19 protein-coding genes and 2 pseudogenes are annotated in these 25230 nt (G+C 73.5%); 3 read left to right on the top strand and 18 right to left on the bottom strand.

Annotated elements, in window-relative coordinates:
- The first annotated feature begins 315 nt into the window (after nt 1-315).
- Entirely contained in the window at nt 316-522 is a 207-nt protein-coding gene (locus T328_RS04580) for a DUF5999 family protein (protein WP_496494539.1), read from the top strand.
- 140 nt (nt 523-662) lie between these two features.
- On the opposite strand, the gene T328_RS04575 is transcribed toward T328_RS04580, so the two are convergent.
- Complete coding sequence (locus tag T328_RS04575; protein ID WP_496494538.1) at nt 663-1430, bottom strand: class I SAM-dependent methyltransferase; 768 nt, start codon at nt 1428-1430, stop codon at nt 663-665.
- A gap of 288 nt (nt 1431-1718) precedes the next feature.
- Here T328_RS04575 and T328_RS04570 point away from each other — a divergent pair, with 288 nt between their 5' ends.
- The gene (locus T328_RS04570) at nt 1719-5174 is read left to right on the top strand and encodes a ThuA domain-containing protein (protein ID WP_496494537.1); all 3456 of its coding nucleotides are present in this window, start codon (nt 1719-1721) and stop codon (nt 5172-5174) included.
- A 91-nt stretch (nt 5175-5265) separates the two neighbouring features.
- Here T328_RS04570 and T328_RS04565 read toward each other — a convergent pair.
- The 6 genes and pseudogenes from T328_RS04565 to T328_RS04540 all read right to left on the bottom strand — a co-directional run.
- Nucleotides 5266-6270, bottom strand: a pseudogene (locus T328_RS04565) (MFS transporter); the annotation flags it as partial.
- A gap of 46 nt (nt 6271-6316) precedes the next feature.
- Nucleotides 6317-6853: pseudogene (gene hemC / locus T328_RS04560) on the bottom strand (hydroxymethylbilane synthase); the annotation flags it as partial.
- The gene (locus T328_RS04555; RefSeq protein WP_496494536.1) at nt 6850-7317 is read right to left on the bottom strand and encodes an NUDIX domain-containing protein; all 468 of its coding nucleotides are present in this window, start codon (nt 7315-7317) and stop codon (nt 6850-6852) included. The pseudogene hemC and the gene T328_RS04555, both read right to left, overlap by 4 nt.
- A 359-nt stretch (nt 7318-7676) precedes the next feature.
- Complete coding sequence (locus tag T328_RS04550; RefSeq protein ID WP_496494535.1) at nt 7677-7883, bottom strand: hypothetical protein; 207 nt, start codon at nt 7881-7883, stop codon at nt 7677-7679.
- 133 nt (nt 7884-8016) lie between these two features.
- Nucleotides 8017-8436 (bottom strand): hypothetical protein, encoded by a 420-nt coding sequence (locus T328_RS04545; protein ID WP_496494534.1) that lies wholly within the window; start codon nt 8434-8436, stop codon nt 8017-8019.
- A 68-nt stretch (nt 8437-8504) separates the two neighbouring features.
- Complete coding sequence (locus T328_RS04540; RefSeq protein WP_496494533.1) at nt 8505-9716, bottom strand: helix-turn-helix domain-containing protein; 1212 nt, start codon at nt 9714-9716, stop codon at nt 8505-8507.
- Nucleotides 9717-9848: 132 nt separating this feature from the next.
- Between T328_RS04540 and T328_RS04535 the strand changes: the two genes are divergently transcribed.
- Nucleotides 9849-10535 carry an HAD family hydrolase gene (locus T328_RS04535; protein ID WP_496494532.1) on the top strand — a complete coding sequence of 229 codons (687 nt, stop codon included), beginning with the start codon at nt 9849-9851 and terminating at the stop codon, nt 10533-10535.
- Nucleotides 10536-10916: 381 nt separating this feature from the next.
- Here the strand turns inward: T328_RS04535 and T328_RS04530 are convergent, their stop codons facing one another.
- The 11 genes from T328_RS04530 to T328_RS04480 all read right to left on the bottom strand — a co-directional run bounded on the left by T328_RS04530 (nt 10917) and on the right by T328_RS04480 (nt 25031).
- The gene (locus T328_RS04530) at nt 10917-11777 is read right to left on the bottom strand and encodes a putative protein N(5)-glutamine methyltransferase (protein ID WP_496494531.1); all 861 of its coding nucleotides are present in this window, start codon (nt 11775-11777) and stop codon (nt 10917-10919) included.
- Nucleotides 11778-11817: 40 nt separating this feature from the next.
- A complete protein-coding gene (locus T328_RS04525; protein ID WP_496494530.1) occupies nt 11818-13479 on the bottom strand; it encodes a bifunctional 3'-5' exonuclease/DNA polymerase in 1662 nt (553 codons plus the stop codon).
- 362 nt (nt 13480-13841) lie between these two features.
- Nucleotides 13842-14870 (bottom strand): lysophospholipid acyltransferase family protein, encoded by a 1029-nt coding sequence (locus tag T328_RS04520; RefSeq protein ID WP_496494529.1) that lies wholly within the window; start codon nt 14868-14870, stop codon nt 13842-13844.
- Nucleotides 14867-16444, bottom strand: a complete 1578-nt coding sequence (larAH, locus tag T328_RS04515) for an NPN-dependent hydroxyacid isomerase, LarAH14/15/16 family (protein ID WP_496494528.1) — start codon at nt 16442-16444, stop codon at nt 14867-14869. Before larAH ends, T328_RS04520 begins: the two co-directional genes overlap by 4 nt.
- Nucleotides 16445-16575: 131 nt before the next feature.
- Nucleotides 16576-17817 (bottom strand): zinc-dependent alcohol dehydrogenase, encoded by a 1242-nt coding sequence (locus tag T328_RS04510; protein WP_496494527.1) that lies wholly within the window; start codon nt 17815-17817, stop codon nt 16576-16578.
- Nucleotides 17814-20189 (bottom strand): HAD-IB family hydrolase, encoded by a 2376-nt coding sequence (locus T328_RS04505; RefSeq protein WP_496494526.1) that lies wholly within the window; start codon nt 20187-20189, stop codon nt 17814-17816. Before T328_RS04505 ends, T328_RS04510 begins: the two co-directional genes overlap by 4 nt.
- A 61-nt stretch (nt 20190-20250) precedes the next feature.
- Nucleotides 20251-21516, bottom strand: coding sequence for a nickel pincer cofactor biosynthesis protein LarC (gene larC / locus T328_RS04500; protein ID WP_496494525.1), 1266 nt, complete (start codon nt 21514-21516; stop codon nt 20251-20253).
- A gap of 137 nt (nt 21517-21653) precedes the next feature.
- Nucleotides 21654-22412, bottom strand: coding sequence for a nickel pincer cofactor biosynthesis protein LarB (gene larB, locus T328_RS04495; RefSeq protein ID WP_496494524.1), 759 nt, complete (start codon nt 22410-22412; stop codon nt 21654-21656).
- Complete coding sequence (gene larE, locus T328_RS04490; protein ID WP_496494523.1) at nt 22409-23317, bottom strand: ATP-dependent sacrificial sulfur transferase LarE; 909 nt, start codon at nt 23315-23317, stop codon at nt 22409-22411. The genes larB and larE overlap by 4 nt, the downstream gene beginning before the upstream one ends.
- Nucleotides 23314-24231: a ferritin-like domain-containing protein gene (locus tag T328_RS04485; RefSeq protein ID WP_496494522.1), complete on the bottom strand. Its 918-nt coding sequence runs from the start codon at nt 24229-24231 to the stop codon at nt 23314-23316. Before T328_RS04485 ends, larE begins: the two co-directional genes overlap by 4 nt.
- A 173-nt stretch (nt 24232-24404) precedes the next feature.
- The gene (locus T328_RS04480; protein ID WP_496494521.1) at nt 24405-25031 is read right to left on the bottom strand and encodes a TetR/AcrR family transcriptional regulator; all 627 of its coding nucleotides are present in this window, start codon (nt 25029-25031) and stop codon (nt 24405-24407) included.
- Nucleotides 25032-25230: the final 199 nt, after the last annotated feature.

Raw genomic sequence — 25230 nt, 5'->3', positions numbered from 1 at the left:
CGTCTTCCGTCAGCGTGCTCCACGGTCATCGAACGGCCTCGACGAAGAGGATTACGCGGCAGCCGGCCGCGCTCCACGGTCGGCCTCGGACGGCAAAGGGAGGGCCCGGCCCCGGACAAGCAGGGCCGGGCCGGGCCCACGCGCGGGCGCTGAGACGCGACTGTGACGGCTCGCGGACGGGGGCTCAACTCCGCGGTGTTTTCCTGAACATGGGCGATGAGTTTCCGGCGCCCGCCGGGTCTCCTCTACCAGACGGCACAACACCGCCACCGGCGGCCCCGCAAGGGCCGTCGCCTCCCGACCGAGAGGTGTCCGATGTGCTCCCACCGGCCCGAGTGCCCCGCCGCCGACCGCCCTGACCGCGACGCCGCGCAGACCGTGGCCTTCCACCCCGAGCAGGGCTGGAGCCTGCTGTGCAACGGCACGATCGTCTTCGACGACACCGGCGAACTCCTGCCGACGGGCGCCGTGGTCGCGCCGCGGCGCGAGGTGCACGCCGGCCTGCTGGCCACCGCGGCCTGACGCGCCGTGATGAAGCGCGTCAGCGTACGCACCCGGCCGCCGCGCGGCACCGCGCGCCCCCTGGATCTGCGCACGCCCTCCGGCCGCCCCCTCCCCTACTGACTTCCGTCCGGCGTCCGTCCGCGCGGCGCGCTCGCTCGCTAGCCGCCGCGGACCGCCACCAGCACGCAACTGTCCCCGCACTGCCACACCGTGCCGACCGCCTCGAAGCCCGCCTTCTCCAGCAGGTCCACGTGGCGCGCCAGGCTCAGCCCGTTCTCCCCGCCGGGCGCCGGGCCGCGGCGCCGCCGCTCGGCGAAGAGCCGCGCCAGCTCCGGCGCTTCGGCCGCGGCGTCCCACCACGACGACCAGTCCTCGCCGCCCGGCATCCGCCGCCGCTCGGCCACCCGCCTGCCGACCTCGCCGGCCAGCTCCGCGACGGCCGCGTCCTCCTGGAGCAGCCGGTCGGCGTTGACGAGCAGCCCGCCGGGGCGGAGGAGGGCGTGCAGCCGGCCGTAGACCTCCAGCAGCACCCGCTCGGGCAGGCGGTGCAGCATGGACGCCGACACCGCGGCGTCGAGGGGGCGTTCGAGGCCGAGGTCGTCCGCCCAGCCGAGGCCGCCGATCACCGTGTCGACGAAGCGGACCCGCGTCCCGTGCATCCGGCGGCCGAGGCCGAGCAGTACGGGGTCCGCGTCCACGGCGACGACGTCGAGAGCGGGCATCCGGCGCTGGAGCCGGGCGGCCAGCGAGCCCGTACCGCAGCCGAGGTCGAGGACGACGGCGCGGTCGCGGTCGGTGGTGACCTGCTCCAGCAGGTCGCCGACGATGGTGAAGCGCTCCTCGCGGCCCGTTTCCCGCTGCTCCCGCTGGAGCTCCCAGCGCACCGCCCAGCCCTTGGCCGCCGCCGCGCTCAGGTCCTCGCCCATCCCGTGAGGATACCCGGCTACGAGATCTTGAATTCGCGGCAACGCGTCGGGCGGGGTGGTGCGCCGGGGCGTGAGTTGACGCCCGGCGCACCACCCCGGGCGCCGTCCGCTCCCCTCTCCCGGCCGCCCCGGAAAGCCGGAGACTCCCGGTCCGCGCACGACCGTTGACCGCCCCTTAGTAAGGGCTTACTTTGACAGGGCACACCGTCAGCAAGCGCTTTCTACACGCCTCGCACGAGGGGCTCGCCCTCCGCCGCCGCCCGCGTTCCGTGCACGACTGGGAGCACTATGAGACGCCTAGCCAGACCACCCCTATCACCCATCGCCGTCCTGGCCGCGCTGCTCGCGCTGCTCCTGGGCACTGTCTCGGCCACGGCCGCCCCGCAGGGCGGGGAGGCCGACTTCCGGGTCCTGGTCTTCTCCAAGGTCACGAACTTCTACCACGACTCCATCCCCGCGGGCATCGAGGCCATCGAGAAGCTCGGCGAGGAGCACGGGTTCGAGGTCGACGCGACCGACGACGCCGCCGCGTTCACCACCGAGAACCTCGCGAAGTACGAGGCGATCGTCTTCAACAACACCAACTCCACGCCGGAGAGCGGCGACCTGCTCGACGCGGACCAGCGGGCCGCGCTGCAGTCGTACGTCCAGGCCGGCGGCGGCTGGCTCGGCCTGCACGCCGCCTCCGCCAGCGAGCGCGACTGGGGCTGGTACGAGGGCCTGGTCGGCGCGATCTTCGACCAGCACCCCACGCCGCAGACCGGCCGGATCAAGGTGCTGGACGACGACCACCCCTCCACCAAGGGCCTGCCGCAGCTGTGGGAGCGTCACGAGGAGTGGTACAACTGGCGCATCAACCCGACCGGGAAGGTGCACACCCTCGCGCAGATCAAGGTGCGCGACGGCATCACCGGCCTGGACGAGGGCGTCGACCACCCGTACTCGTGGTGCCAGAAGTACGACGGCGGCCGGTCGTGGTTCACCGCCGGCGGCCACGACCCGTCCTCCTTCCAGGAGCCGCTGTTCCTCAAGCACCTGCTCGGCGGCATCCAGTGGGCCGCGGGCGCGGCGCCGGGCGACTGCTCGCCCACCCAGACCGGCAACTTCCAGCGCACCGCGCTGGTCTCCGCGGACCTGGCCGACCCGTTCGAGCTGGCCGTCGCCCCCGACCGGCGGGTGTTCTACGCCCAGCGCACCGGTGAGCTGAAGGTGGTCGACCAGGAGACGCTGAACGTCACCACCGCTCTGGACTTCGACTACACCCCCGAGATGACCAGTCAGTCGGACGGTCTCCTGGGGCTCGCCCTCGATCCGGGCTTCGCGAAGAACAACTGGGTCTACCTCCTGCACTCCGACAAGGAGGAGAACCACATCAACCTCTCCCGCTTCACCATGGCGGGGAACGTCGCCGACCCGGCGTCGCAGAAGGTGCTGCTGACGGTCCCCACCTGGCGCGGCGAGGGCCGGGCGAACGTGCACATGGCCGGCTCGATCACCTTCGACGCCAAGGGCAACCTGTACGTCGCCACGGGTGACAACACCGACCCGTTCGAGTCCAGCGGCTTCACGCCGATCGACGAGCGGGACGGCCGACGCGCCTGGGACGCCCAGGGCACCTCGGGCAACACCAACGACCTGCGCGGCAAGGTGCTGCGCGTGAAGCCCACGAAGGACGGCGGCTACACCATCCCGAAGGGCAACCTCTTCGCGCAGGGGGAGGCGAAGACCCGTCCGGAGATCTACGCGATGGGCTTCCGCAACCCGTTCCGCATCACCACCGACCCGCTCTCCGGCGCCCTGCTGGTCGCGGACTACGGTCCCGACGCGCGCAGCGCGAACCCGGACCGCGGGCCCGAGGGGACGGTGGAGTACAACCGGATCACGAAGGCGAGCAACCAGGGCTGGCCGTACTGCATCGGCAACAACACGCCGTTCAACGACTACGACTTCGCCGCCGGCACCTCCGGCGAGAAGTTCGACTGCTCGGCTCCCGTGAACGACTCGCCGAACAACACCGGCAAGACCGAGCTGCCGCCCGCGCAGCCCGCCACGGTCTGGTACGCGTACTCGGCCTCGCAGGAGTTCCCCGAGCTGGGTACCGGCGGCGGCGGCCCGATGAGCGGCCCGGTCTACGACTACGACCCGGAGAACGACAGCCCGTACAAGTTCCCCGAGTACTTCGAGGGGAAGTGGATCACCTACGAGCTGACCCGCAAGTGGTTCAAGACCTTCTCCTTCCAGGAGAAGGACCAGCAGTTCGAGGACCCGAGGTTCGCGCCCGCCAAGAAGGGCGACCTGCAGTCGATCAACGGGATCTTCGGCGACATGGAATGGATCCAGCCCTTCGAGGCGCACTTCGGCCCGGACGGCTCGCTCTACGTCATCGACTTCGGCGAGGGCAGCGGCACCGGCCGCGGCGGCAGCAACGAGAACGCGGGCATCTACCGCATCGACTACGTCGCCGACGGCCGGCCGCCCGTGGCGAAGCTGACGGCGTCGGTGGACTCCGGGCCCGCGCCGCTGACCGTGGAGTTCTCCTCGGAGGGCTCGCACTCGCCGGGCGACGACCCGATCACGTACGCCTGGGACTTCGACGGCGACGGCACGACCGACTCCACCGACCCCAACCCGACGCACACCTACACCGAGAAGGGCCAGTTCAACGCCCGGCTGACGGTGGAGGGCCCGCCGGAGCGGACGGGGATGGCGGTGCACGAGGTCACCGTCGGCAACACCCGGCCGGAGGTGACGGTCACCACGCCGGCGAACGGCGGCGCCTTCGACTTCGGCGACACCGTCCCGTACCAGGTGGAGGTCGCCGACGCGGAGGACGGGGAGGTCGACTGCTCGCGCGTGGTGGTACAGACGCAGCTCGGGCACGACGACCACCTGCACCCGCTGGACAACCTGACCGGCTGCGCGGGCGAGTTCAAGACCGACCCGGGTGACAGCCACGGCCCCGGTCAGAACCTCTATTACGGCATCAGCGCGCAGTACGAGGACAAGGGTGCCGACGGCGTGCCGAGCCTGGTCGGCTCCGACTCGCTCAGCCTGCGGCAGAAGTTCCGCGAGGCCGAGCACCACAACGGCACCGGCGGGGCGAACGGCGGTGTCGAGACGCTGGCCCGGGAGGACTCCTCCGGCGGCAAGCGGCTGGGCGAGATCGAGCACGGCGACTGGATCGTGCTGGACCCGGGGAGCGTGAGCGGGATCGACTCGGTCACGGTCGGCGCCTCCTCCGGCGGGCTCGGCGGGGACGTGGAGTTCCGCGCCGGCGCACCCGACGGCGAACTGCTCGGCACGGCGACGATCCCGAACACCGGCGACTTCGCCAACGTGGTCTCGCCGACGGTGCCGCTCGCGGACCCGGGCGGGGTGGAGAAGATCTACGCCGTCTTCACCAACGCGGCGTGGACGCCGTCGAGCCCCGACCTGATGGCGCTGGACTGGCTGCACTTCAACGGCCGGGGCGCGGAGAAGGAGTCGGCGGCGAAGGTGACGGTGACGGCCTCGCCGGAGAGCGCGACGGCGCCGGCCGAGGTCTCCTTCGAGGGCGCGGTGACGCTGCCCGCGGGGCGTACGGCCGAGTCGTACCACTGGACGTTCGGCGACAACGGGACGGCCGAGGGCGCGGCTACGGCGTCGCACACGTACACCAGGAAGGGGACGTACACCGCCCATCTGACCGTCACGGACGACACCGGGGATCTGACGACCGGTGCGGTGCAGGTGACCGTGAACTGAGGTGAAACGACGGTGAGCTGACGCACCGCGCGTCTCGGCGCCGTCGGCGCGTCGCTGACGTACGAGCTGCCCGCGGGCGCGGTCGCCACCTTCACCTGGCCCGGGGCGCCCGCGGCCTGACCTCCGGCTCCCGGTCCCGCCGTCCGCCCCCGGGCGGGTGCGGGGCCGGGTCCGCGTCCTTGGTCGCCGCGTTCTTGGTTGCCGAGTTGTTGGTTGCCGAGTTGTTGGTTGCCGAGTTCTTGGCCGCCGCGTCCTTGGCCGCCACGTCCGCGGCTGCCGCGTCGGCGGCCCGGAGGCCCGGCGCCAGAGCCAGCGTTGCGGCGATCGAGAGGGTCCCCATCGCGGTCATCGCCGTCGCCGGCGAGGTCAGCTCCGCGATCCCGCCGGCGAGGGCGGCGGCCACGCCCTGCATGGTGAGCATGCCGGAGGTGTGCAGCCCGAGGGCCTGACCGCTCAGCTCGTCCGGGGTGTGCGCCATCAGCCGCTCCTGCTGGACGAGGCTGGCGGCGAACCCGGCCGAGGCGACGGTGACGGCGACCGCCGCGACCACGGTCGGCGGGCGCAGCACGAAGACCAGGTACGGGACGGCCAGCAGCAGAAGCAGCGGCACCCCGAGCCGGGCCCGCCACGCCGGCGACAGCACCCGGCCCGCCAGCACGTCGCCGATGAGCATGCCCAGCGCGGCGAGCGCGAGCAGCAGACCGGCGCGGCCGGGGTTGTACGGCACGAACTGCGACTCGGCGCCCACGACGAGGCCGTTGGGCAGCCAGAGCGCGAGGTAGAGGATGCGGCGGTGCCGCGAGGACCACAGCAGCCCGTTGACCCGCCAGGTCTCCGCCACCGAGGGCCGGCCGGCCACCCGCGGTGCCCGGGCCCCGAGCCCGGCCCGGGCGACGGCGGCGCCGACGACGAACGCCCCGGCGGCGACGAGGAGCGTGCCGCGCGGAGACAGCGCGCTCACGAGCACGCCGCCGACGGCGAAGCCGGTGATCTGCATGGCGCCGGAGGACATGTTGACCACCGACCGGCCGAGCAGGTAACCGTCGCGCGGCAGGATCTCGTTGAGCAGCCCGTAGCGCACCCCGCCGCCGACGGTCCATCAGGTCGAGACGTTCGAGCCCGGCCCGTGCGAGGATCATCGCGTCGAGCTTGTGGTCCATCGGCTTGCGGCCGTCGAGCTTGTCGAGGCGCGTGCCGACCAGCCCGCGGACCCGTACGACGTTGAGGTCCGGGCGCACCCGGCTGATCTGCGCCCTGCGTCGCACGGCCGAGGTGGCGACGGAGGCTCCCGGCGGGAGATCCGCGAGCGTCCGGATGCCGGAGCCCTCGGGTACGAGGAGGACGTCGCGTGCGTCGTCGCGCGGGAGGTAGGCGGCGAAGACCAGGCCGCGGGGCATGGGCACGTCGCCTGGGACGTCCTTGATGCAGTGCACGGCCATGTCCACCTGCCCGCGCTGCAACATCTGGTCGATCTCGCGGACGAACAAGCCTTTGCCGCCCAACTGCGCAAGATCGCCCTGCCACTTGTCGGCCTCGGTCGTCACCGGCACGACCTCGACGGACAGGTCGGGCACGATCTTGCGCAGCAGGCCCGACACCTGCTCGACCTGGACCAGTGCCAGCGGCGAGTTGCGCGTGCCGATGCGCAAGGTCCGGTCGGTAGGGAAGACGGTGCTCATGCGGTGGGGGTCCTCTCGGTTCTGGTCTCTGAGTAGAGGGTGCGGACCTGGTGTGTGCCGGGGAGCCGGGCGGCGATCTGCGGGTGCAGCAGCCTACGCACGCCGGCGGCAGGCTCCATGCGCCAGGCCGCCAGCTCCGACCGCTGCAACGTGATCGCGGCGGTGTCGCCCGGGCTGAGCGTCGGAGCGTCGAAGACGAACGCGAGCCGATCGCGTCTGCCAGCACCGCGGGCCTGAACCCAGTCGACGGCGAGCAGCGCGCCGGGCTGGACGTCGAGCCCCAGTTCCTCGCGGACCTCGCGACGCGCTGCCTCGCGCGGCGACTCACCGAACTCGACGATGCCGCCGGGCAGCTGCCAGGTATGCGCCCACCCGATCGGGCGCACAAGCAGCACGCGGCCGTGCCGGTCGGCCAGCAGCACGGCGGCGGTGACCGGATGACACGGGACGGCGGCCGATCCCATGAGGCACGCCCTCCTTAGTGAGCTGGCTGGCCAGGTGCCCCGGCCGCGCCGGGGTGGTCGGGGCCGGGGCGGCAGTCCGCCGCAGTCGGTGGCGGACGCCTGGCTCGCCCGCGGGAGTCCGGCGGGCGACCCGCGCCCGGGGGCTCCATGTCTCCACCCCGCCCCCGGGCGCGGGCGTCAGTGGTCGGGATGCCGACGGATACGCGCGCCTTGATCTCCCTGACCCGGGGCCTGGTCGCCCGCTACGCGGGCGCGACCGAGAGGCTGAAGCTGACCCATGCACCCTTCGCACATGAGATGCAGGTACACGTCTTGCACGCCCTCTTCTTGCTCCGGAGGTCCGGCGTCGGCACATTCGGTCACGTGACGCGCCCTCCCCTCGCAGGAGTGCAAGCCGAGGCGCACACCCAGTAGGCGCGTCCGGCGGGCGGGATGCTGTCGACGAACCTCTGCACGCGCAGCGTGGTGGGGTCTCCGGGCTTCTTGCAGTCCATACAGACCGGGGCCACGACATCGGCGTTGGTGACGGCGACGGCCTGGCCGTTCCGGTCGAGGGCGGTGGGCATCGGGTTCTCTTCCGGGTGGTAGGTGGGTGGCCATGCCAGTCCGGCGCCTCCCGAGGGCGCCGGCGGACCGGGGGAAGTCTGGGCGGCGGGCTCGGCCCGTCCTCGGCAGCTCCCGCAGTACTGCTGGATGCCGTCATCGACCGGCCTCCAGGACGCTGCCGGCTTGCTGCGCGGCAGCGAGAAGCGTCGGCAGCAGCACCCGGCGCAGGGCTGCCGTCTCCGTGCACAGCCGGCCACGGCCAGGGGCGAGGATCCAGTAGGGCCCCGGCGGAGCCTCGCGGTGCGAAGGCGGCAGGACGACGTACGCACCCAGACTGAGCGCCGTAGTGCACGGCACGTCCCATTCCGCGGTGCTCCGCGGTGGCACGAGGAAGTACAGCACCGGCGGAGCCGAGGCCCGGTCGACGGCGACCGCCCCCGGGCGGCCAAGCCGCTGCAGAGCGAACAGCCCCGCGTACCGCGGGACCTTCACCGCGTCCCACTCGAACCCGGCCGCGACGATGCTGGTGCTGCACACACCCGGTGTCACGGCTGCCCTGCGATTGCTGAACATGAGCAGACCGTAGGAGCAGACGGCGGTGTCGACCCGAACCCCTGGTTCGGGTTGCCTGCCAGTTCGGGTCAGGCCAGGAAGCCCAGACGCTCGGCGAGCGCAGTCACCTGGTGCCGATAGGTGGGCCGTACGCGCCGCAGCAGCCCGGTCAGCATGTCGCGGGCGAGCAGGCTGCGCCGCAGGTCCTCCGGCGCCAGCGCCTCCAGGTCGAGGAGATGCACCAGCACGGCGGTGTCCTCGCGGCGCAGGTCATAGCAGCGGGCTGCCTCAAGGCCGAAGGTGAACCGTCTCTCGCGGGACGGCATGAGGGCGGTGTCGACCTGATCGGCGAGCTGCAAGCCCTCAGCAGCTTCGCCGGCCAGCATCTCGATGCTCAGGGCGTGCAGGTTCACGTTGGTGGGGCCGAAGACAGTCCACATCGGATTGCCTTCACCGGCCCGCTCAGCGAGCGGCGCGGCCTTATGCTCAAGGCGGTCCCGGGCATCCCACCACCGCCGTTGCTTCGCATCGGCGACGACGGCGACGAGTTCCAGTGCGCCGCGCATCGCCGCGGCCTCGTCCGTGGCGGGGCTTTGCCGCAGTTCCTCGGCAGCGTGCAGCGCCACATCATGCGCCTCGTCAGCCGAGCCCGGTTGCGAGAGCAGCACGTGTCCGAGGTTCCACTGTGCGGCCGCGATGCGGATGGGGTCGTCGGCGTCCTCTGCAGCGCGGATGGCCCGGTCGGCGACCATCAGGGCCAGGTCGAGCCGGCCCGTGCGGCGGCAGTAGGAGCGCAGCAGCCCGTACAAGTCCGCCGCGATTCGCAGAACCTCGCGACGAGCGGCCGGGTCGTTGCCGACGCGGTGGGCGCGCGCTGCGTGCTCCACGTCCGCGACCAGCTCGGGTAATACCTTGTCCGCCTCGGTGAAGCGTTCACAGCTTTGCTGCCACAACCGCCATGCGTCCTCAACTCGTTCCCGCAGCGCGGCAGGCGCCGCGAGCGGGCTGCTGCGCGGCGGCCCGTATCCCATCAGGGCCGCGGCCACGGACGAGCCGACGGCCACCGGGTTGGTACTTGGCACCGGCTCGCTCTCGCCGAGAAGTGCTGAAACCGGAACACCCAACTCGGCTGCGAGCCGGTTGAGAAGATCCGTGGACGGCGACTTCTTCCCGTTCTCGATCAGCGAGAGGTAGCGCTCGGTGATGCCGCACAGGCCAGCGATCGCCGCCTGCTTGCGGTTGCCGTTCCTGCGCCGGTAGTAGCGGACACGATCACCAATCGCGGGTCCCGGCAGATCCACCGCCCTCACCTCCCACCGCCTGCTTCGCATCCGGGGCAAGTGGATGACGGCGGGTTGATTCCCCCGCACCGTGGCGCCCGAACACTGTGAGATGTTGAGGCAGGCAGGCTACCGCAGTTGGAGGAGGCGCCCATGGCGCGGCTGGTCCTGTGGGACATCGACCACACCCTGATCGACACAGGAGGTGTCGGCCGCGAGCTGTCCGCCGCGGCGTTCCAGGAGGTCACCGGCCAGGCGATGGAGAGGCAGGCGAGGGTCGACGGCATCACCGAGGCGGTCATCTTCCGCGAGACCGCACGCCTGCACGGCCTTACCTCCGATCGAAGCACCTTCGAGCGCTTCGCGCGCGCCCTCACTGAGCAGCACCTGAAGCGGGCTGGCGAACTACGCGAGCGGGGCCACGCGCTCATCGGTGCTGCCACGGCCCTCGATGTCCTCGCCGCGGACCCCGCGATGACGCAGTCAGTCGTCACGGGCAACGTGCGCGCGGTCGCCGAGATCAAGTTGCAGGTCTTCGGCCTGGACCGGCACATCCGTTGGAACTGCGGCGCGTACGGGGAGGAGCACGACGAGCGCGCCGACCTCGTCGGCCTGGCCCTGGAACGCGCCGGCGTGCCGGCCGCGGAGGCGGTGCTTATCGGAGACACGCCCGCCGATGTCGGTGCCGGGAACCGGCAGGGTGTGCGGGTACTCGCGGTGGCATCCGGGCGCAGCGATGAGGACGAGTTGCGCCGGGCTGGGGCCGACGTCGTGCTGTCGAGCCTGGAGGATACGCGCCTGCTTGCGAAGCTGGTTCATGGGCGCGACGACGTGACCTGAACATATGTCGCGAAGCGATTCGCGCATACGTCTGGGACACGGACCTGATGCATGTCTCGACGTGACGACGGCAAGCCTGTGCGACCCCTGAAGCGCGGCGGAACCTCCTCCCGGAAGAAGGGGGTTCTTCGAGGTGCTCAGCCGCCGCCGACGAGCCGGGCGGCAAGCCCGGCGCTCCCGCCGACGACCGCGCCGGCGCCGATGGCCATCCACTCCACGCGCTCCAGCGCGCTGATACCGGTCTCGTACTTGACGTCTGTTCGTCCGTTTCCCGACGTAAGTCGCGTACGTCCCGCTCGGTGCGGGAACTACGCTCGACCAGGCCCTACTCCGTCATGCAGCACCGCGTGCGCGGCTTCGCGTAGCGGGCTGGAGCGGGCTTCACCCGCCGCGTCCTGTGACGACCGTCGCCGCCAAGTCCGCGCACGTCGCCGTGTGCGCCTCCAGGCCGGCGGCGGCGAACGCCGCGCGGGTGCGGGGCTCCTGGCGCTCGCTCGTCTCCACCAGCAGCAGGCCGCCGGGCGCCAGCCACCGCGGGGCGTCCGCGATCACGCGGCGCTGGACGTCGAGGCCGTCGGCGCCGCCGTCGAGCGCGGTGAGCGGCTCGTGGTCGCGGGCCTCGGGCGGCAGGAGCGGGACCTCGGCGGTCGGCACGTACGGGGCGTTGACGACGAGTACGTCGATGCGACCGCGGAGGCCGGCGGGCAGAGCGGCGTACAGGTCGCCCTCGTAGACCGTGCCGCCGGCGGGGCCGACGTTGCGCCGGGCGCAGCGGACCGCCGCGGGGTCGATGTCGGCGGCGTACAGCTCGACGGCGGGCACGGCGGCGGCGACCGCGGCGCCGATGGCGCCGGAGCCGCAGCATAGGTCGAGGACGACGGGGCGGTGGTCGAGGGCGGCTTCGGCGGCGGCCTTCGCCGCCGCGGCGGCCTCGCCGACCAGGAACTCGCTCCGCCTGCGCGGCACGAACACGCCCGGCTCCACCGCGACGTGCAACCCGCGGAACTCGGCCCGGCCGAGCACCTGTTCCAGCGGCCAGCCGGCGGCCCGGCGGCTCACGAGAGCGTCCAGCCCGGCCGGGTCGGGAGCGGCGGCGGCGAGCAGCCGGGCCTCGTCCTCGGCGAAGACGCACCCGGCGGCGCGGAGCCGGGCGACGACGTCGGCGGGCGCCGCTTCCGGGGGCGGAGTGCCGGGCGGTGGGGTGTCCTGGGGTGCGCTGTCCTGCGGTCGGGTCTGGGGCACGTACCCGTTCTACCTTGTGGCGCGTACGCTCCGCCTGCCCTTATTTCGCGTCCGCATAGCACTCCGCCACCGCAGTCGTGAACGAGAACACCACCGGCGTCGCCCCGAACATGACCTCCCCCGCCCGCGCCGACGCCGTCGTCAGCGCCTTCTCCACCGCCGGCGCCTCCTGTGCCGGACAGTGCACGATCACCTCGTCGTGCTGGAAGAACACCAGCTCCGCCCGCAGCCCCGCCAGCTCCTGGCGCAGCGCGGCCAGCAGACACAGCGCCCACTCCGCCGCGCTGGCCTGCACCACGAAGTTGCGCGCGAACCGGCCCCGCGCCCGCGCCGCGGCGCCCCCGCGGGCCTGTGCCCCGCCCCCGTCGTCCTCCTGCGGCAGCCCGGCCTCGCCGTCGTCCGCCGCGTCCGGCGGCGCGCACGTACGGCCCAGGTGGCTGCGTACGAGCCGGCCCTCCTCGCCGGCGCGGGCGGCCTCGTCCACGTACGCCACCGCGGCGGGGAAGCGGCGGCGCAGATCCGCCAGGTACGTCAGCGCGTCGCCGGAGGTCTGGCCGTAGATCGCGCCCAGCAGCGCGAGCTTGGCCTCGGCGCGCCCGCCCGCGAACGCGCGGTCGGCCAGCGCCTCATACAGATCCCGGGTACCGTCGGCCGCCGCCATCAGCCCCGGGTCGCCCGAGACGGCGGCCAGGACCCGCGGCTCCAGCTGGTCGGCGTCGGCGACCACCAGCCGCCAGCCCTCGTCCGCGACCACCGCGCGGCGCACCACGCGCGGGATCTGCAGCGCGCCGCCGCCGTGCGTGGTCCAGCGGCCGGACATGGCACCGCCCGGCAGGTACTCGGGGCGGAACCGGCCGCCGTGCACCCAGGTCTGCAGCCAGGACCAGCCGTGGGCGGTGTGCAGCCGGTACAGCTTCTTGTACTCCAGCAGCGGGGCCACGGCGGGATGGTCGATGTCGCGCAGCTCCCACTTGCGGGTAGACGTGACGCGGACACCGGCCTTGCGGAACGCGCGGACGACCTCGGCGGGCAGATCCGGGCGGACCCGCTCGCCGAACGCGCGGGACACGTCGTCGGCCAGCTCGGCGAGGCGGGGCGGCTCCAGACCACCGGGGTAGCGCCCACCGAGCAACTCGGTGAGCAGGGCGTCGTGGACGTCGGCGCGCCACGGGAGGCCGGCGCGGTGCATCTCGGCGGCGACGAGCATGCCGGCGGACTCGGCGGCGACGAGGAGCCGCATGCGGTGGGGGTGGGCGGTGGCGGCGATACGTGCCTGCTGGGCGGCGTGGACGGCGAGGAGGGCGTCCAGGGGGTCGGCGCCGTGGGGGGCGGCGGGGGTGGCGTCGAAGAGGGTGGGCGCGGGCTCGCCGCCGAACGAGCGGGGTGGGCGGTCCTCGGGGACGGGGTGCCCGCGGAGGCGGGCCCAGGCGGCGGCGAGGGAGCGGGGCAGGCCCCACAGCCCCTCGTGGCCGAGGAGGATGGCCTCGGCGGCTTCGATGTCGTGGCAGCGGGGGACGGTGAGGCCGGCGTCGAGGAGGCGGGGGTAGAACTCGGCGGTGGCGGACCAGATCCAGCGGTCGGCGGTGGGGTGGTGGCGGAGAGCGTCGGCGGGGTGTGGGTAGGTGCGTGCGCTGTCGCCTTCGGCACCGACGGGGCGGACGGTGACGCCGCCGTGCGGTCCGTCGGCCATGGCCCAGTGCATGAGCGCGAGTCTGCCACCCGCCACTGACACCCGGGGCTCGGTGGTGGGGGGTGTTCCCCGACCCCGCCCCTCCCCGAAACCGGGGCTGCGCCCCGGACCCGCTACCGCGCCTGCGGCGCGGGCAAGACCTGGGGGCTCCGCCCCACGCCCCCGCGGGGTTGCGCCCCCCGGCCGCTACCGTCCCTGCGGCGCGGCCAGGACTCCGGGGCTCCGGCCCCACGCCCCGACCGGGGCTCCGTCCCCCGGTCCCGTAACCCGCCGGCTTCGCCGCGGGAACTCCACCGGGGCCACGGTCCAAGCAACATCCGGGGGCCGCGGGCGCCACCCCGTACCGACGGACGGCGTGGAGCCCCGCTCCCTTCTCACTCGTCCCGCCACACCTTCCGGCGCCCGTCCCCCAGCGACGGTCTCGTCGCCTCCCAGACCCGCCGCCACTCCGCCACCGGCTTCCCCTGCTCCACCGGCGTAGCCGTCAGCGGCAGCGCCGACGTGCGGCCCTCCGGCAGCGTCAGGCGGCCCTCCTCCGCCGCGCGGAGCGACTGGTACCAGCCCAGGTCCTCCTCCGCCCACAGGGCGGCGATGTGGCGGAGCATCCGCGCGCGGAAGTCCGTCACCGACTCGCCCTCCTGCGGGTGCAGCGGGCGGCCGAAGCGGACGACCAAGCGCGTGCCCGTACGGGTCGGCAAGGCCTTGCCGCGCGGCATCGCCGCGAACGTGCCGCGGACCGCGACCGGGACGACCGGGATGCCCATGCTCACGCACAGCCGGGAGGCGCCCATCTTGAACGAGCTCATCCAGCCGTCGTGCGACCGCGTCCCCTCCGGGTACAGCAGCAGGCTCCAGCCGTCGTCGATCAGCTCCGCCGGCAGCGACACCCCGCTTCGGCGCGAGCCGTAGCGGTCCACCGGGAAGGCGTTGAACATCAGCGCGGTCGTCACGCTGACCGCCGTGGAGGTGAAGAAGTAGTCCGCCGCCGCGCCGACCGCCGTGCGGTCGGCGATGCGGCGCGGCAGGGAGCCGAGGATCAGCGGGGTGTCGAGGTGGCTGGCGTGGTTGGCGACGAAGATCGCCGGGCCGCGCAGCGACTCCAGCAGGTCCAGGCCCTCGATCTGCGGCCGGGTCTTGGCCCAGGCGTACTGCTTGAGCACCCCGCGCTGCAGCACGTTGCGCACGGCGCGCGCCGCGGGCGTACGCGCCCACGCGGTGGGGAAGGTCTTCTGCTCCACCTTCCCCGCCCCGTACCCCGCCGCGCCGCCGCCCGGTGTGCGGTAGCCGCGAGGGGCCAGCGCGCGCCCGCGCCAGTCGCGCCCCGCCCGCACCATGGCGAGGTCACCGCGCAAGCTGCCCTTGCCGCCCTTGCCCCCCTTCCGGGGGCCCTTCGCGCCGCTCATCGGACGGACGCCAGGGTCAGCGGCGGCATGTGCTGGTACGTGATGGAGGGGCTGGTGCCCACCGTCTGCGACGCCAGCTGCAGCGCGTCGTTCAGCGTCGAGGCGGACTGGACGCCGAGCCGGGCCGCCGCGCCGCGGTCGGCGCCGACGAAGATGACCTGGCCCAGGTGCTGCATGGCGTGCGCTCCCCAATACCACATGTAGAAGGGGTGCACGCCGTGGTAGGCGTAGCTCTTGCGGTAGAGGTGCACGTACCACGGGTCGGTGGCGAACTGCTTCTCGAACTTGGCCTCGATGACCGCCGGGTCGGTGGTCTCGGCCAGCACCTCCTCGTAGAAGTCGATGTAGCTGGGGTGGTGCACGGGGTGGAACTCGTTCGGCATCGGGTGGTAGAAGATCCCGACGCCGCCCTCCCGCACGATCGGCTTGTTCAGATAGAGGTTGAAGAAGTAGCCGAGCCCCAAGCACATCGTCAGGATCGGGTTCATCACCGAGTTGACGTTGTACGGGCAGATGTACGGCAGCCCGTAGACCGCGACGTCGGCCTGCCCCTGCACCTCGGTCAGCTGCTGGCGGTGTACGTTCCGCAGGGTGATCGGGTGCACCTCGCTGGGCGCGCCGGCATTGACACCGGTGACCCCGTACGGCGCCTCCGTCTTGTGCCACAGCCGCCGCCGCATCGACGGCGTCATCAGCGCGTTGCCGCGCCGGGAGGCGAGGTAGGCGGCCTGGTCGCCGTAGTTCCACTCCCACTCGCGCTTGTTGAGGAAGCGGGTCGCGGACGGGAAGGTGTCGTTGTTCAGCGTCGTCTCGACGGTGAACACCTTGACCTGGCCGCCGATCAGGTCCTGCATGCGGTTGTACGAGTGGTGCATGGCCGACTTCGGCGGGTCGTTGAACGACCGGGAGTGCCGCAGCGTGTGCACGTTGTGGTGGTGGCGGATGCTGCGGTAGCTGGCCAGGCCCACCGACACCGACTTGGGCCCGCCGCTCATCGCCGTGGAGGTGATGTTGACGTAGACGACGAGGTCGCTCTCGGCCGCCCGCCGGTTGATCTCGACCTCCTCACCCTCCGCCGTGTCGCCGAGGTGGACGAGGTTGTCGCGGTCCTCGGCGTCGTGGTTGGTCAGGTGCTGCGGGAAGAACGACCGGAACACCCGGTCGCCCACCACGTGCTGCAGCTCCGCCGGGGTCATGCGCCGGTGCAGGGCGTTGGCGGCGATCAGCTCGACGTCGTCCACGCCCTTGGCCGCGGCCATCTCCAGCACCTGCTCGATGATGCGCTGGCGCACGTCGGGCCGGCGCATCGGCGGCAGCGGCAGCGACAGGTCGTCGAAGACGATCGTCAGCCGCATGCCGGGGAACAGCAGCTCGGGCAGCGGGTCGCTGCCGTGCGGTTCGAGCAGCGCGCGGCGGATGACCCCGTCGAGGTCGCGGATGCCGGGCAGCGAGTCGGGCGGGTAGATCACCCGGGTGCCGTGGGGCAGCCGCTCCAGCCGGAAATTCTCGCCCTCGTGCACCAGCAGGGGCGGGGTTCGTTCGTCGACTTCCAGCACGAAGCCTGGTCTGCTCACGCTCTCTCCTCAGTGTGGTCGCCGGCGCCTGCAGCGGGCGGCGGTGCGGGCGGCGGTTGCCCGGCGGCTGCGTAACGGCGGTGGGGGCGGCCGACTCCAATGTCGGCCCCTACCCTGCCATTCGTGCCCGGTCAGCCGTCCAGGGTCGGGTCAAAGGCGATCTTGACGGAGCCCGCCGAGCCGGCCGCGAACGCGTGCTCCAGCGCGGGGCGCCACTGCTGGAGCGCATAGCGTTCGACGTATCCGTCCAGGGGCGCGGTCGCGGCGAGCTGCGCCGCCTTGTCGAAGTCGGTGCCGGCGCGGCCGTCGGGGCCCACGTCCGGACCCTCGTCCGCGGTGGCGTCTTCGCGGCGTCTGGTGGTGTACGCGCCCACCAGACTCAGCTCCCGGTACCACAGCGGGGTCAGGTCGGCACCGCCCGGGATGCCGGAGACCACCACCGTCCCCCCGGCCCGTACCGTACGCAGCGCGGTGTCGAGGCCGGCGCCGCCGCCGGTGCACTCGAAGGCCACGTCCACCCCGCCGAGCAGGAACTCCGAGCCCAGCTCGGGGCGTTGGGCCAGCGCCGAGGTCAGCCGGCGTACGGCGCGCAGCGCGCGGTCCGGCTCCACGGCCTCGTCGGCGCCCAGCGCCAGCGCCCGTTCGCGCTGGTGGGCGTGCTTGGCGACGACGTGGATCGTGCCGGCCTCGGTGAGCTGCCGCAGCGCCAGAACGGTGAACAGGCCCACCGTGCCGGCCCCGATGACGAGCACCGAGGCGCCCGGCTCGATCGGCACCCGGCGCACCGAGTGGATCGCGCAGGCCAGCGGCTCGATGAGCACCGCGCGCTCGTCGGGCAGGTCGTCGGGCACACGGCGGAGCTGGTGCTCGTGCGCGACCATGCGCTGGGCCCAGCCGCCGCCGGTGTCGGCGCAGTAGCCGGTCTGCATGCCGGGCGAGAGGTGCCCGGAGGTGATGTGGTCGCAGCGGTTGGTGTGGCCGGCGCGGCAGGCGTCGCACTCGGGCAGGCCGCGTACCGCGCAGGACAGCACCGGGTCGAGCACGACGCGGGTGCCGCGCGGGATGGTCGGCAGGTCGTCGATGGTGGTGCCGACGACCTCGTGGCCGGGCACGAACGGCGTGGACGTCAGCGCCGCCAGGTACGGCGACACCGTCCCGTTGAGCATCCCGAGGTCCGAGCCGCAGATGCCGGACAGACTGGGCGCCAGCCGCGTCCAGCCGTCGCCCTTGGGCAGTTCGCGCCGGTCGCGGCTGAGCCGCAGCGGCGCGAGCGAGCCGGCCAGCGAGCCGGCGGCGCGGCTGCGGGTGCGGCTGAGCCCGCGGGCGGCCAGGAAGCGCGCGGGCGAACGGTGGTACTGCAGCGCCAGGCTCATCGGCCCTCTCCGTCGGATGCGGTGCGGTCGGCCGCGGGCAGGGCCCGTACGGGCCGCGGCCGGGTGTGGCTGATCACGGTGCCCGCGAGCGCGTCCCAGCGGCTCGCGGTGTGCGTCCCCCACCGGGCGATCTGCCAGTGGCGGCGCTTGGCGTGCCGGAACAGCCGGGTGTCGGGGTTGACGGCGTGCGGCTTGCCCACGACCTCCAGCAGCGGCCGGTCCGAGTAGCTGTCGGCGTAGCCGTAGCTGGCGCCGAGGTCCAGCTCCCGCTCGCGGGCGTGGCTCTGCAGCCAGGTCGCCCGGCCCTCGCCGACGATCGGCGGGGTGCGCAGGAAGCCGGTCAGGATGCCGTCGCGCTCGGCGAGGTGGGTCGCCTCGATGTCGTCGAAGAGCGGTCGCAGCGGCTCGACGAGCAGGTCGAGGCTGCCGGTGATGAGGACGGTGCGGTGGCCCGCGGCGCGGTGCGCGCGGATGCGCCGTACCGCCTCCGGCATCACGCGGTGCAGCAGCGCGTCGCCGACCTGCTCGGCGACCAGGGCGCGCAGCTCCTCGACGTGCGCGCCCTCGTAGCGGCGGAAGAAGGAGCGCATGACGTCGCCGCGGTCGCGCCGCTCGGCGAGCAGGTAGCGCGGGGCGTTGCGGGCGAGGTCGAACAGCTCGGGGGCCCAGCGCCCGCGGGGCAGAGACGCCAGCCGGGTCCAGACGTAGGACTCGACGATGTCGGAGGCGATGATCGTGCCGTCCAGGTCGAAGACGGCCGCGGTGCCGCCGGCGGTCCCCCCCGCCGCGCTCCCGCCGGGCGGGAGCGCGGCGGGGTGGGGCTTGCGGGTGCCGCGCCGGCCGCCGGTCCTGGCCCGCAGGGGCGCGGTGACCTTGGGGCAGTGGATCTCTTCGAGGTAGGTGTACCAGTCGATCGCGGCGGGGTCGAAGCCGTGCTCGGCGGCGCGGTCGGCGGGCAGCGCGGCGTTGAGTGCGCGCAGCTCGCGGTCGTCGTAGACGACGGCGGTGCGGGTGTAGATGCCGTACAGGTCGGAGTAGCGGCGGAGCGTCTCCAGGGACCGCTTCTCCTTGTGCAGCCTGCTCGCCCACTCCTGGGTGCGCTCGGTGCCGGGGAGCTGGCCGAGCAGCTTGTCGGCGATGTTCGCGGCCCGCTCGCCGGCGCCGAGCGCGAACTCCACCCGGGCGGCGCCGGGGAAGGTCCACGACGGCGGGCGTACGTGCCCGCGACCGCTGCTCTCCGGCAGCGGGTCGCGGCGGAAGTAGGAGTGCACGTGCTTGTAGAGGTCGCGCAGCGTCAGCGGGTTCGTGGCGCCGGAGCCGACGTGGAAGTAGTGCGGCCCGGCGCCCTCCTCGGGCGGGGCCGCGGCGGCGGCGAGCGTGGCGTTGACGACGAGATCGACGGGGACGACGTCCATGACCGTGTCCGGCTGCCCCGGCATGTCGCGCAGCAGCCCGCTGCCGTACGCGATGATCAGCGGGTCGGCCATCTTGAAGCCGTCGATCCAGCCGGGGAACGGGTGGCGCAGCGCGCTCTCCACGATCGCGGGGCGCACGATCGACAGCGGCCGGTCCGTCCACAGCTCCTCGACGGCGCGCTCGGACATCGCCTTGGTGAAGGTGTAGACGTCGGAGAAGCCGAGGATCTCGGCCCGGGTGGCGCCGTGCTCGACGAGCCGCTCCTCCACCCACGCGCGGCGTGCGTCCTCCGCGTCCTTGGCGGCGATCTGCGGGCCGGCCTTGCCGTGGTCGCGGCCGGCCTTCTCCAGCGCCTTGCGCAGCACCTCGGGGCGGCGGGAGGCGCGCTCGACGTCGTCGCGGGCGGCCAGACCCTGGGCCAGCTCGCGCCGCCAGTCGACGTCGTGGGTGAGCCGGCCCTCGCGCACCAGGCCCTGGCCGCCGCTGGAGACGTACGCGGTGGAGATGTGCACGATGTGCGGCGGGCGCTCCTGCTTCCCCAGCTTCTCGTAGAGCGCGACGGCGCCGGAGACGTTGCTGCTGAACGCCTCGTCGATGGGCGGGTCGAAGGAGACGGACGAGGCGCAGTGGATGGCGACGTCGATGTCGTCCGGGAACTCGACGTCCTCCAGCCGGTCCAGCGCGCCCTCGACGACGGTGACGCGCCGCTCCGCCTCGGCGAACGCGGCCTCGTCGCCGACCTGTTCCCGCCAGGTGCGGAAGACGTCCTTGCGCAGCAGGCGGCGGAAGCGGTCGGCGGCGGCGCCGTTGCCCCGCGGGCGGACGACGATCGACACGCGGGTGCCGGGATGGCCGGACAGCAGCCGCTCCAGCAGCGCCTGCCCGATGAAGCCGGTGGCCCCGGTCAGCAGGACGTGCGCGTCGTCGAGTCGCCCGATGCGGTAAGTCCCCGTCACTCGTGCCCTCCCCTGGTCTGGTCTTGCATGTGCCGGTCTCTGTTTCTGTTGCGGACCGGCGTCAACCGGTGGCGGGCCGAGGCACCGCCAGGTCGCCCCGGTAGCGGACCGCGGCAGCTTCGCACACCGCGCGTACGGGCCAGCCCAGCGCGGCGGCAGCGGCCTCCGCCTCGGCCAGCTCCGGCTGCACGGTGAGCGCGCCGCCGGGGCCGTCCGCCACCTTGACGGTGACCTGCTGCTCGGCTCCTGGCGGGCCCACGGCCACCACGGCGCTTCGCCGGGGCAGCATCAGGCGCCGGTGGGCGGACCAGCGGACGCCGAGCGTGGTGGTGTGCCGGAACAGCGCGTCGGCGACGGCGGGCCGGACGTCCTCCGCGCACAGCGCGGTGACGACGCGGCCGGGCCGGCCGTGCCGGCCGACGGTCCCGGTGGTCCAGCAGTCCCACGCGCCGGCGGCGCGCAGGGCGGCGAGGACCGAGGGCCACAGCCGTGGGTCGAGGTCGTCGACGGTGCTCTCCACGACGGTGACCTCGCCGTCGACGGGGTCACCGCCCCGGAGGGCCGCGGGGGCGGCGAGGGTGCCGACGACGACGCGGGTGATGTTCGGGCGGTCGGGGGTGTCGCGGCTGCCGCCGCCGGTGCCGACGGCCCGTACCGCCATGTCCGGCAGCGGGCCCGGGGCGGCGAGGGCGGCGACGAGCGCGGCGCCGGTGGGGGTGGTGCGCTCGCCGGCGAGCCGGCCGCCGGTCAGCGCGAGGCCGCCGGCGGCGGCGAGGTGCAGCACGGCGGGTACCGGGACGGGCATCCGGCCGTGCGCGCAGTCGACCTCTCCGCTGCCCGCGGCGAGCGGGGAGCAGGTGACGGCGGCGCCCGGGGCGAGCAGGCCGAGGTCGGCGAGCGCGGCGGCGCAGCCGACGACGTCGGCGAGCGCGTCGAAGGCGCCGACCTCGTGGAAGTGGACGTCGTCGGCGCTGGTGCCGTGCGCCTTGCCCTCGGCCTCGGCGAGCAGCCGGAAGACGCGGGCGGCGAACTCCGCGGCGTCCTCGGCGAGTCCGGCGCCGACGGCGCGGCCGATGTCGGCGAGGACGTCGGCGAGGTGGCGGTGGTGGTCGGCGACGGCGGGGCGGTGGACGGTGACGCGGTTGCAGCCGAAGCCGCCGCGGCGGTCGCGCGCCACGGACACCTCCAGCCCGTCGATGCCGAGCGCCGCCACCGCGTCCCGTACGGCATCGAGGCTCGCGCCGGCGTCGAGCAGCGCGCCGAGCAGCATATCGCCGGCCACCCCGGCGGTGCAGTCGAGGTGGGCCGCGGCCGTCTCTTCAGCCACCGTGCGCCACCCCCGACGCGTTCCGTACGAACCGTGCTGCGCGATCACCGGAAGAGCCTTCCCCCGGCCGCTCCCCCGCCACACCGGCCCGGCAGCCGGGCAGGGCGTACGCCCCCAGCGCGGCGGACATCCGTGGGTCACTCACCGACGCGCACCCCCACGATCTTGGCGGCGTGCACGGCGGCGCCGAAGCCGTTGTCGATGTTGACGACCGTGAGACCGGGGGCGCAGGAGGCCAGCATCGCCGCGGCAGCGGCGCGGCCACCGTCGGCGAAGCCGTAGCCGACGCTCGTGGGGACGCCGACGACGGGGGCGGTGAGCAGGCCCGTGACCACGCTCGGGAGGGCGCCGTCCATGCCCGCGACGACGATCGCGCAGTCCGCGGCGCGTACCTCGGTGAGCAGCGAGAGCAGCCGGGACAGGCCCGCGACGCCGACGTCGGCGAAGAGCCGGGAGCCGGTGCCCAGGGCGTCGAGGGTCGCGACGGCCTCGCGGGCGACGGGCAGGTCGCTGGTGCCGGCGGTGAGCACGGCGACCGTGCCGCGCGGGGCGGGCAGCGCGCCCACGGTGACGGTGCGGGCGCGGCTGTCGGCCCGTACCGGCTCGTCCGCGAAGGCGTCGGCCGCCTCCCGCAGCACCTCCTCGGGGCAGCGGGTGGCCAGCGCCGGGGAGTCCGGTGTCCGGCGGCGCAGTTCGGCGAGGAGCTGGAGCGTCTGCTGCGGGGTCTTGCCGTCCGCGTAGACGACCTCGGGGACGCCGGTGCGGCGCCGCCGGCCCACGTCGAGCCGGGCGAAGTCGCCGACCTGCGCGACGCCGCCGTCCAGCAGCGCCGCCTCTCCCGACGGGGTGCCGGTGAGGCCGGTGGCGTCGCGGGCGCTGTCGCTCGGCTCGCTCATCGCGTCGGCGCTCCATCGGGAGAGGCGGTGCGGGAGGCGGCGCGGGCGGTGCTGACGGCCCCGGTGCGGTAGGCGGCGAGGCTGCCCTCGCCGAGCGGGCCGACGGCGGCGACCTCGCGCAGCAGCGTGTCGCCGAGGCCGTGGGCGGCGGCCACCTCGCGGTGCGCGGGCGCGTCCAGCTCGATCCGGAAGCCGCGCTTCAGCAGGCGTACGCGGACGTCGCGGGCGCCCACCCGGTGCTCGTCCAGCGTCTCGCGGACCCGCTCCTCGGCGCGCTCGACCAGGTGCAGCCGGTCCTTGGAGACCGGGATGCCCACCGCGATACGGGACGCCAGGCACGGCATGCCGGGCTTCTCCGCGACCGGCAGCCCCCACGCCCGGGCGACCGCGCGCACCGCGGCCTTGCCGAGACCGGCGGCGGCCAGCGGCTCGGCGGCGTCGAGTTCCTTGGCGGCGCGCAGCCCGGGGCGGTGGGCGGCGCGCCGGTCGTCGAGGTGGGTGCCGGTGGCGACGTGTGCGAAGCCGTGCTCCGCGGCGTAGCCCGCGACCCGGCCGAGGACGGTCTGCTTGCAGAAGTAGCAGCGGTCGCCGGCGTTGGCGCGGTAGCCGGCGACGGACAGCTCGTCGGTGTCCAGGACGACGAGTGGGGCGCCGAGGTCCGCCGCCGTGTCACGGGCGAGGGCCAGCTCGCCGCGGGCCAGGGCGGGCGAGTCGGCGATGACGGCGACGGCCCGGCCGGGGCCGAGGGCGCGTACGGCCGCGGCGAGGACGACCGTGGAATCCACGCCACCGGAGTATGCCACCGCGACGCTCCCGAGTCGTCCGACTTCGTCCAGCAGCGCGGCGGCGGCCGCGGCTGCATCCGTGTCGCCGGTGTCGGGGGCGGCGGGGCCGGCTTCCGTCATGCCTGCGAGCCCGCCGATCGGCGTCGTACGGCGGCGATCCCGGCCGCGCCGGCGACCACCGCGGCGCCGGCCAGCAGCCCGCGCGCGCGGGAGCCGCGGCCGGCGGACGCGACCGCCACCGGCACTCCGGCGCCGAAGTTCGCGACGCCGCGCTGGACCAGGTTGAGCCCGGCCATGCCGGGGAGTTTGTGCACCTTCTCGTCGATCTTGCGCACCGCCTCGGCGCCCGCGTCGTCGCCCAGCAGGTGCCGCAGCACGAAGCGGGTCTCCTCCACCGGCTGGATGGTGGAGCCGACGGGCTGCCAGAAGCGTTCGGTCACCCAGCGGGCCAGCGAGCGGGCGCGCTTGGAGCGCTCCAGGCGCTCCTTGGCCTGGCTGGCGTAGAACGCGAGGTGCCGGGACTCCTGGCGCTGTATGCGGCCGAGCAGCTTGGTCAGCTCCGGGTGCCGCTCCTTCTCGATCAGGCTTCCGTACGCGGCGTGCGCGGACCACTCGTTTATGGCGCCCCACGTCATGTGCACGGCGACGAAGTCGTCGCCGATGGCGTTGGCCGCGACAGACTGGTAGATCGGCGCCAGCCGGTCCTTGAGCCCCTGGGCCTCCCGCACCTCGCGGATGTGGTCGTAGTCGGCCTTCTGCCCGTGGGCGCGCAGCACGGAGTCGATCGCCTCACCGTGCCAGAACTCCTCGAAGGCCCACATCGACATGAACGCCGTCACGTCCGGGTCGCGGTGGGACGGGGTGACCAGCACGTCCCGCAGGTAGCAGATCGTGTGGCTCTCCACGTCCGACATGTAGCGCAGGCAGCGCAGCGCCTCCTCGGACAGCGGGCGCTCCGCGAACGCGTCGAGGTCCAGGTCGTCGACCTGGACGCGTCCGGCCGTGCTGATGTAGCCCGGTATGTCGAAGGCCATTATTCTCCCTCCGGCAGTGCGCCGATTACGCCGAGTCCATCACGGCACGAAGCCCTTTATCAACATCTGTTGAGTTAGCTCGGGATTCTAGATCGCCGCAGCTTCGGGACGCCACCGCCCCCACCCCTGACGCAGGGGCGGCCCGTGAGGTTGACTCGGCGCCGGCCGCCGGGCTAGCCGCCGGTGGACGGCAGCGGGCCGAAGAGATACCCGTCGATGGTGCCGCCCACGATCTCGGCCAGCTCCGGCCGGGGCAGTTCGGCGAGCGGACCGAATCTCACCACGTAGCGCACCAGCGCGGTGCCCACGAGGTGCGAGCCGGCGAGGCCCGCGCGCAGCTCCGCCCGGTCCGGCACGGCGCGGGCGGCGACGCGGGCGACCAGTTCACGGGTGATGAAGTCGCGCAGGACGGCGGCGGCCGGCTGGTACGAGGCGGCGGAGAGCAGGATCGCCTGAAAGGGCCACCTGGTCTCGGCGTCGTCCCACAGATCGAAGTAGTAGCCGGCGAGCCTGCGGCCCAGTCCGTCGGAGGTGTCGCCGACGATCCGGTCGAGTACGTCGTCGGGGCGCATGACGTCGGCGATGGCGGCCAGGTACAGCCCTTCCTTGCTGCCGAAGAACTGGACGAGGAGGGACGGGTCGACACCCGCCTCACGCGCGACGGCGCGCAGGCTGCAGGAGCCGTAGCCGCGGGCGAACATGCGCTTCGCGGCGCGGATGATGTCCGCCCTGGTGTCGGGGCGGCCGGGGCGGGGCCCGAGCGGCCGCACCCGAGGGCTCAGCGTTCTCTTCCCGGTCACGGTGGTCGCTCACGCTCCAACGCAGAGGCGCACTCTGCCGGTTGCGGTCAGGTCGTCGAACGGAACGGGCGGACGGCCGCCCTGATTATCAGCTGATGCCATGGCGAACTCGCACAACAGGGGTTGAACGGCGCATCACAGGCGCGCAGTTGCGCCTTGGCATGGACATGGGTGTCAGAGGGCAGGGTGTGGTTACCAC

This window comes from Streptomyces sp. CNX435 (assembly GCF_059570575.1).
Note: the sequence above shows the minus strand (reverse complement) of the source record. Positions and strands in the feature narration are given on the sequence as shown.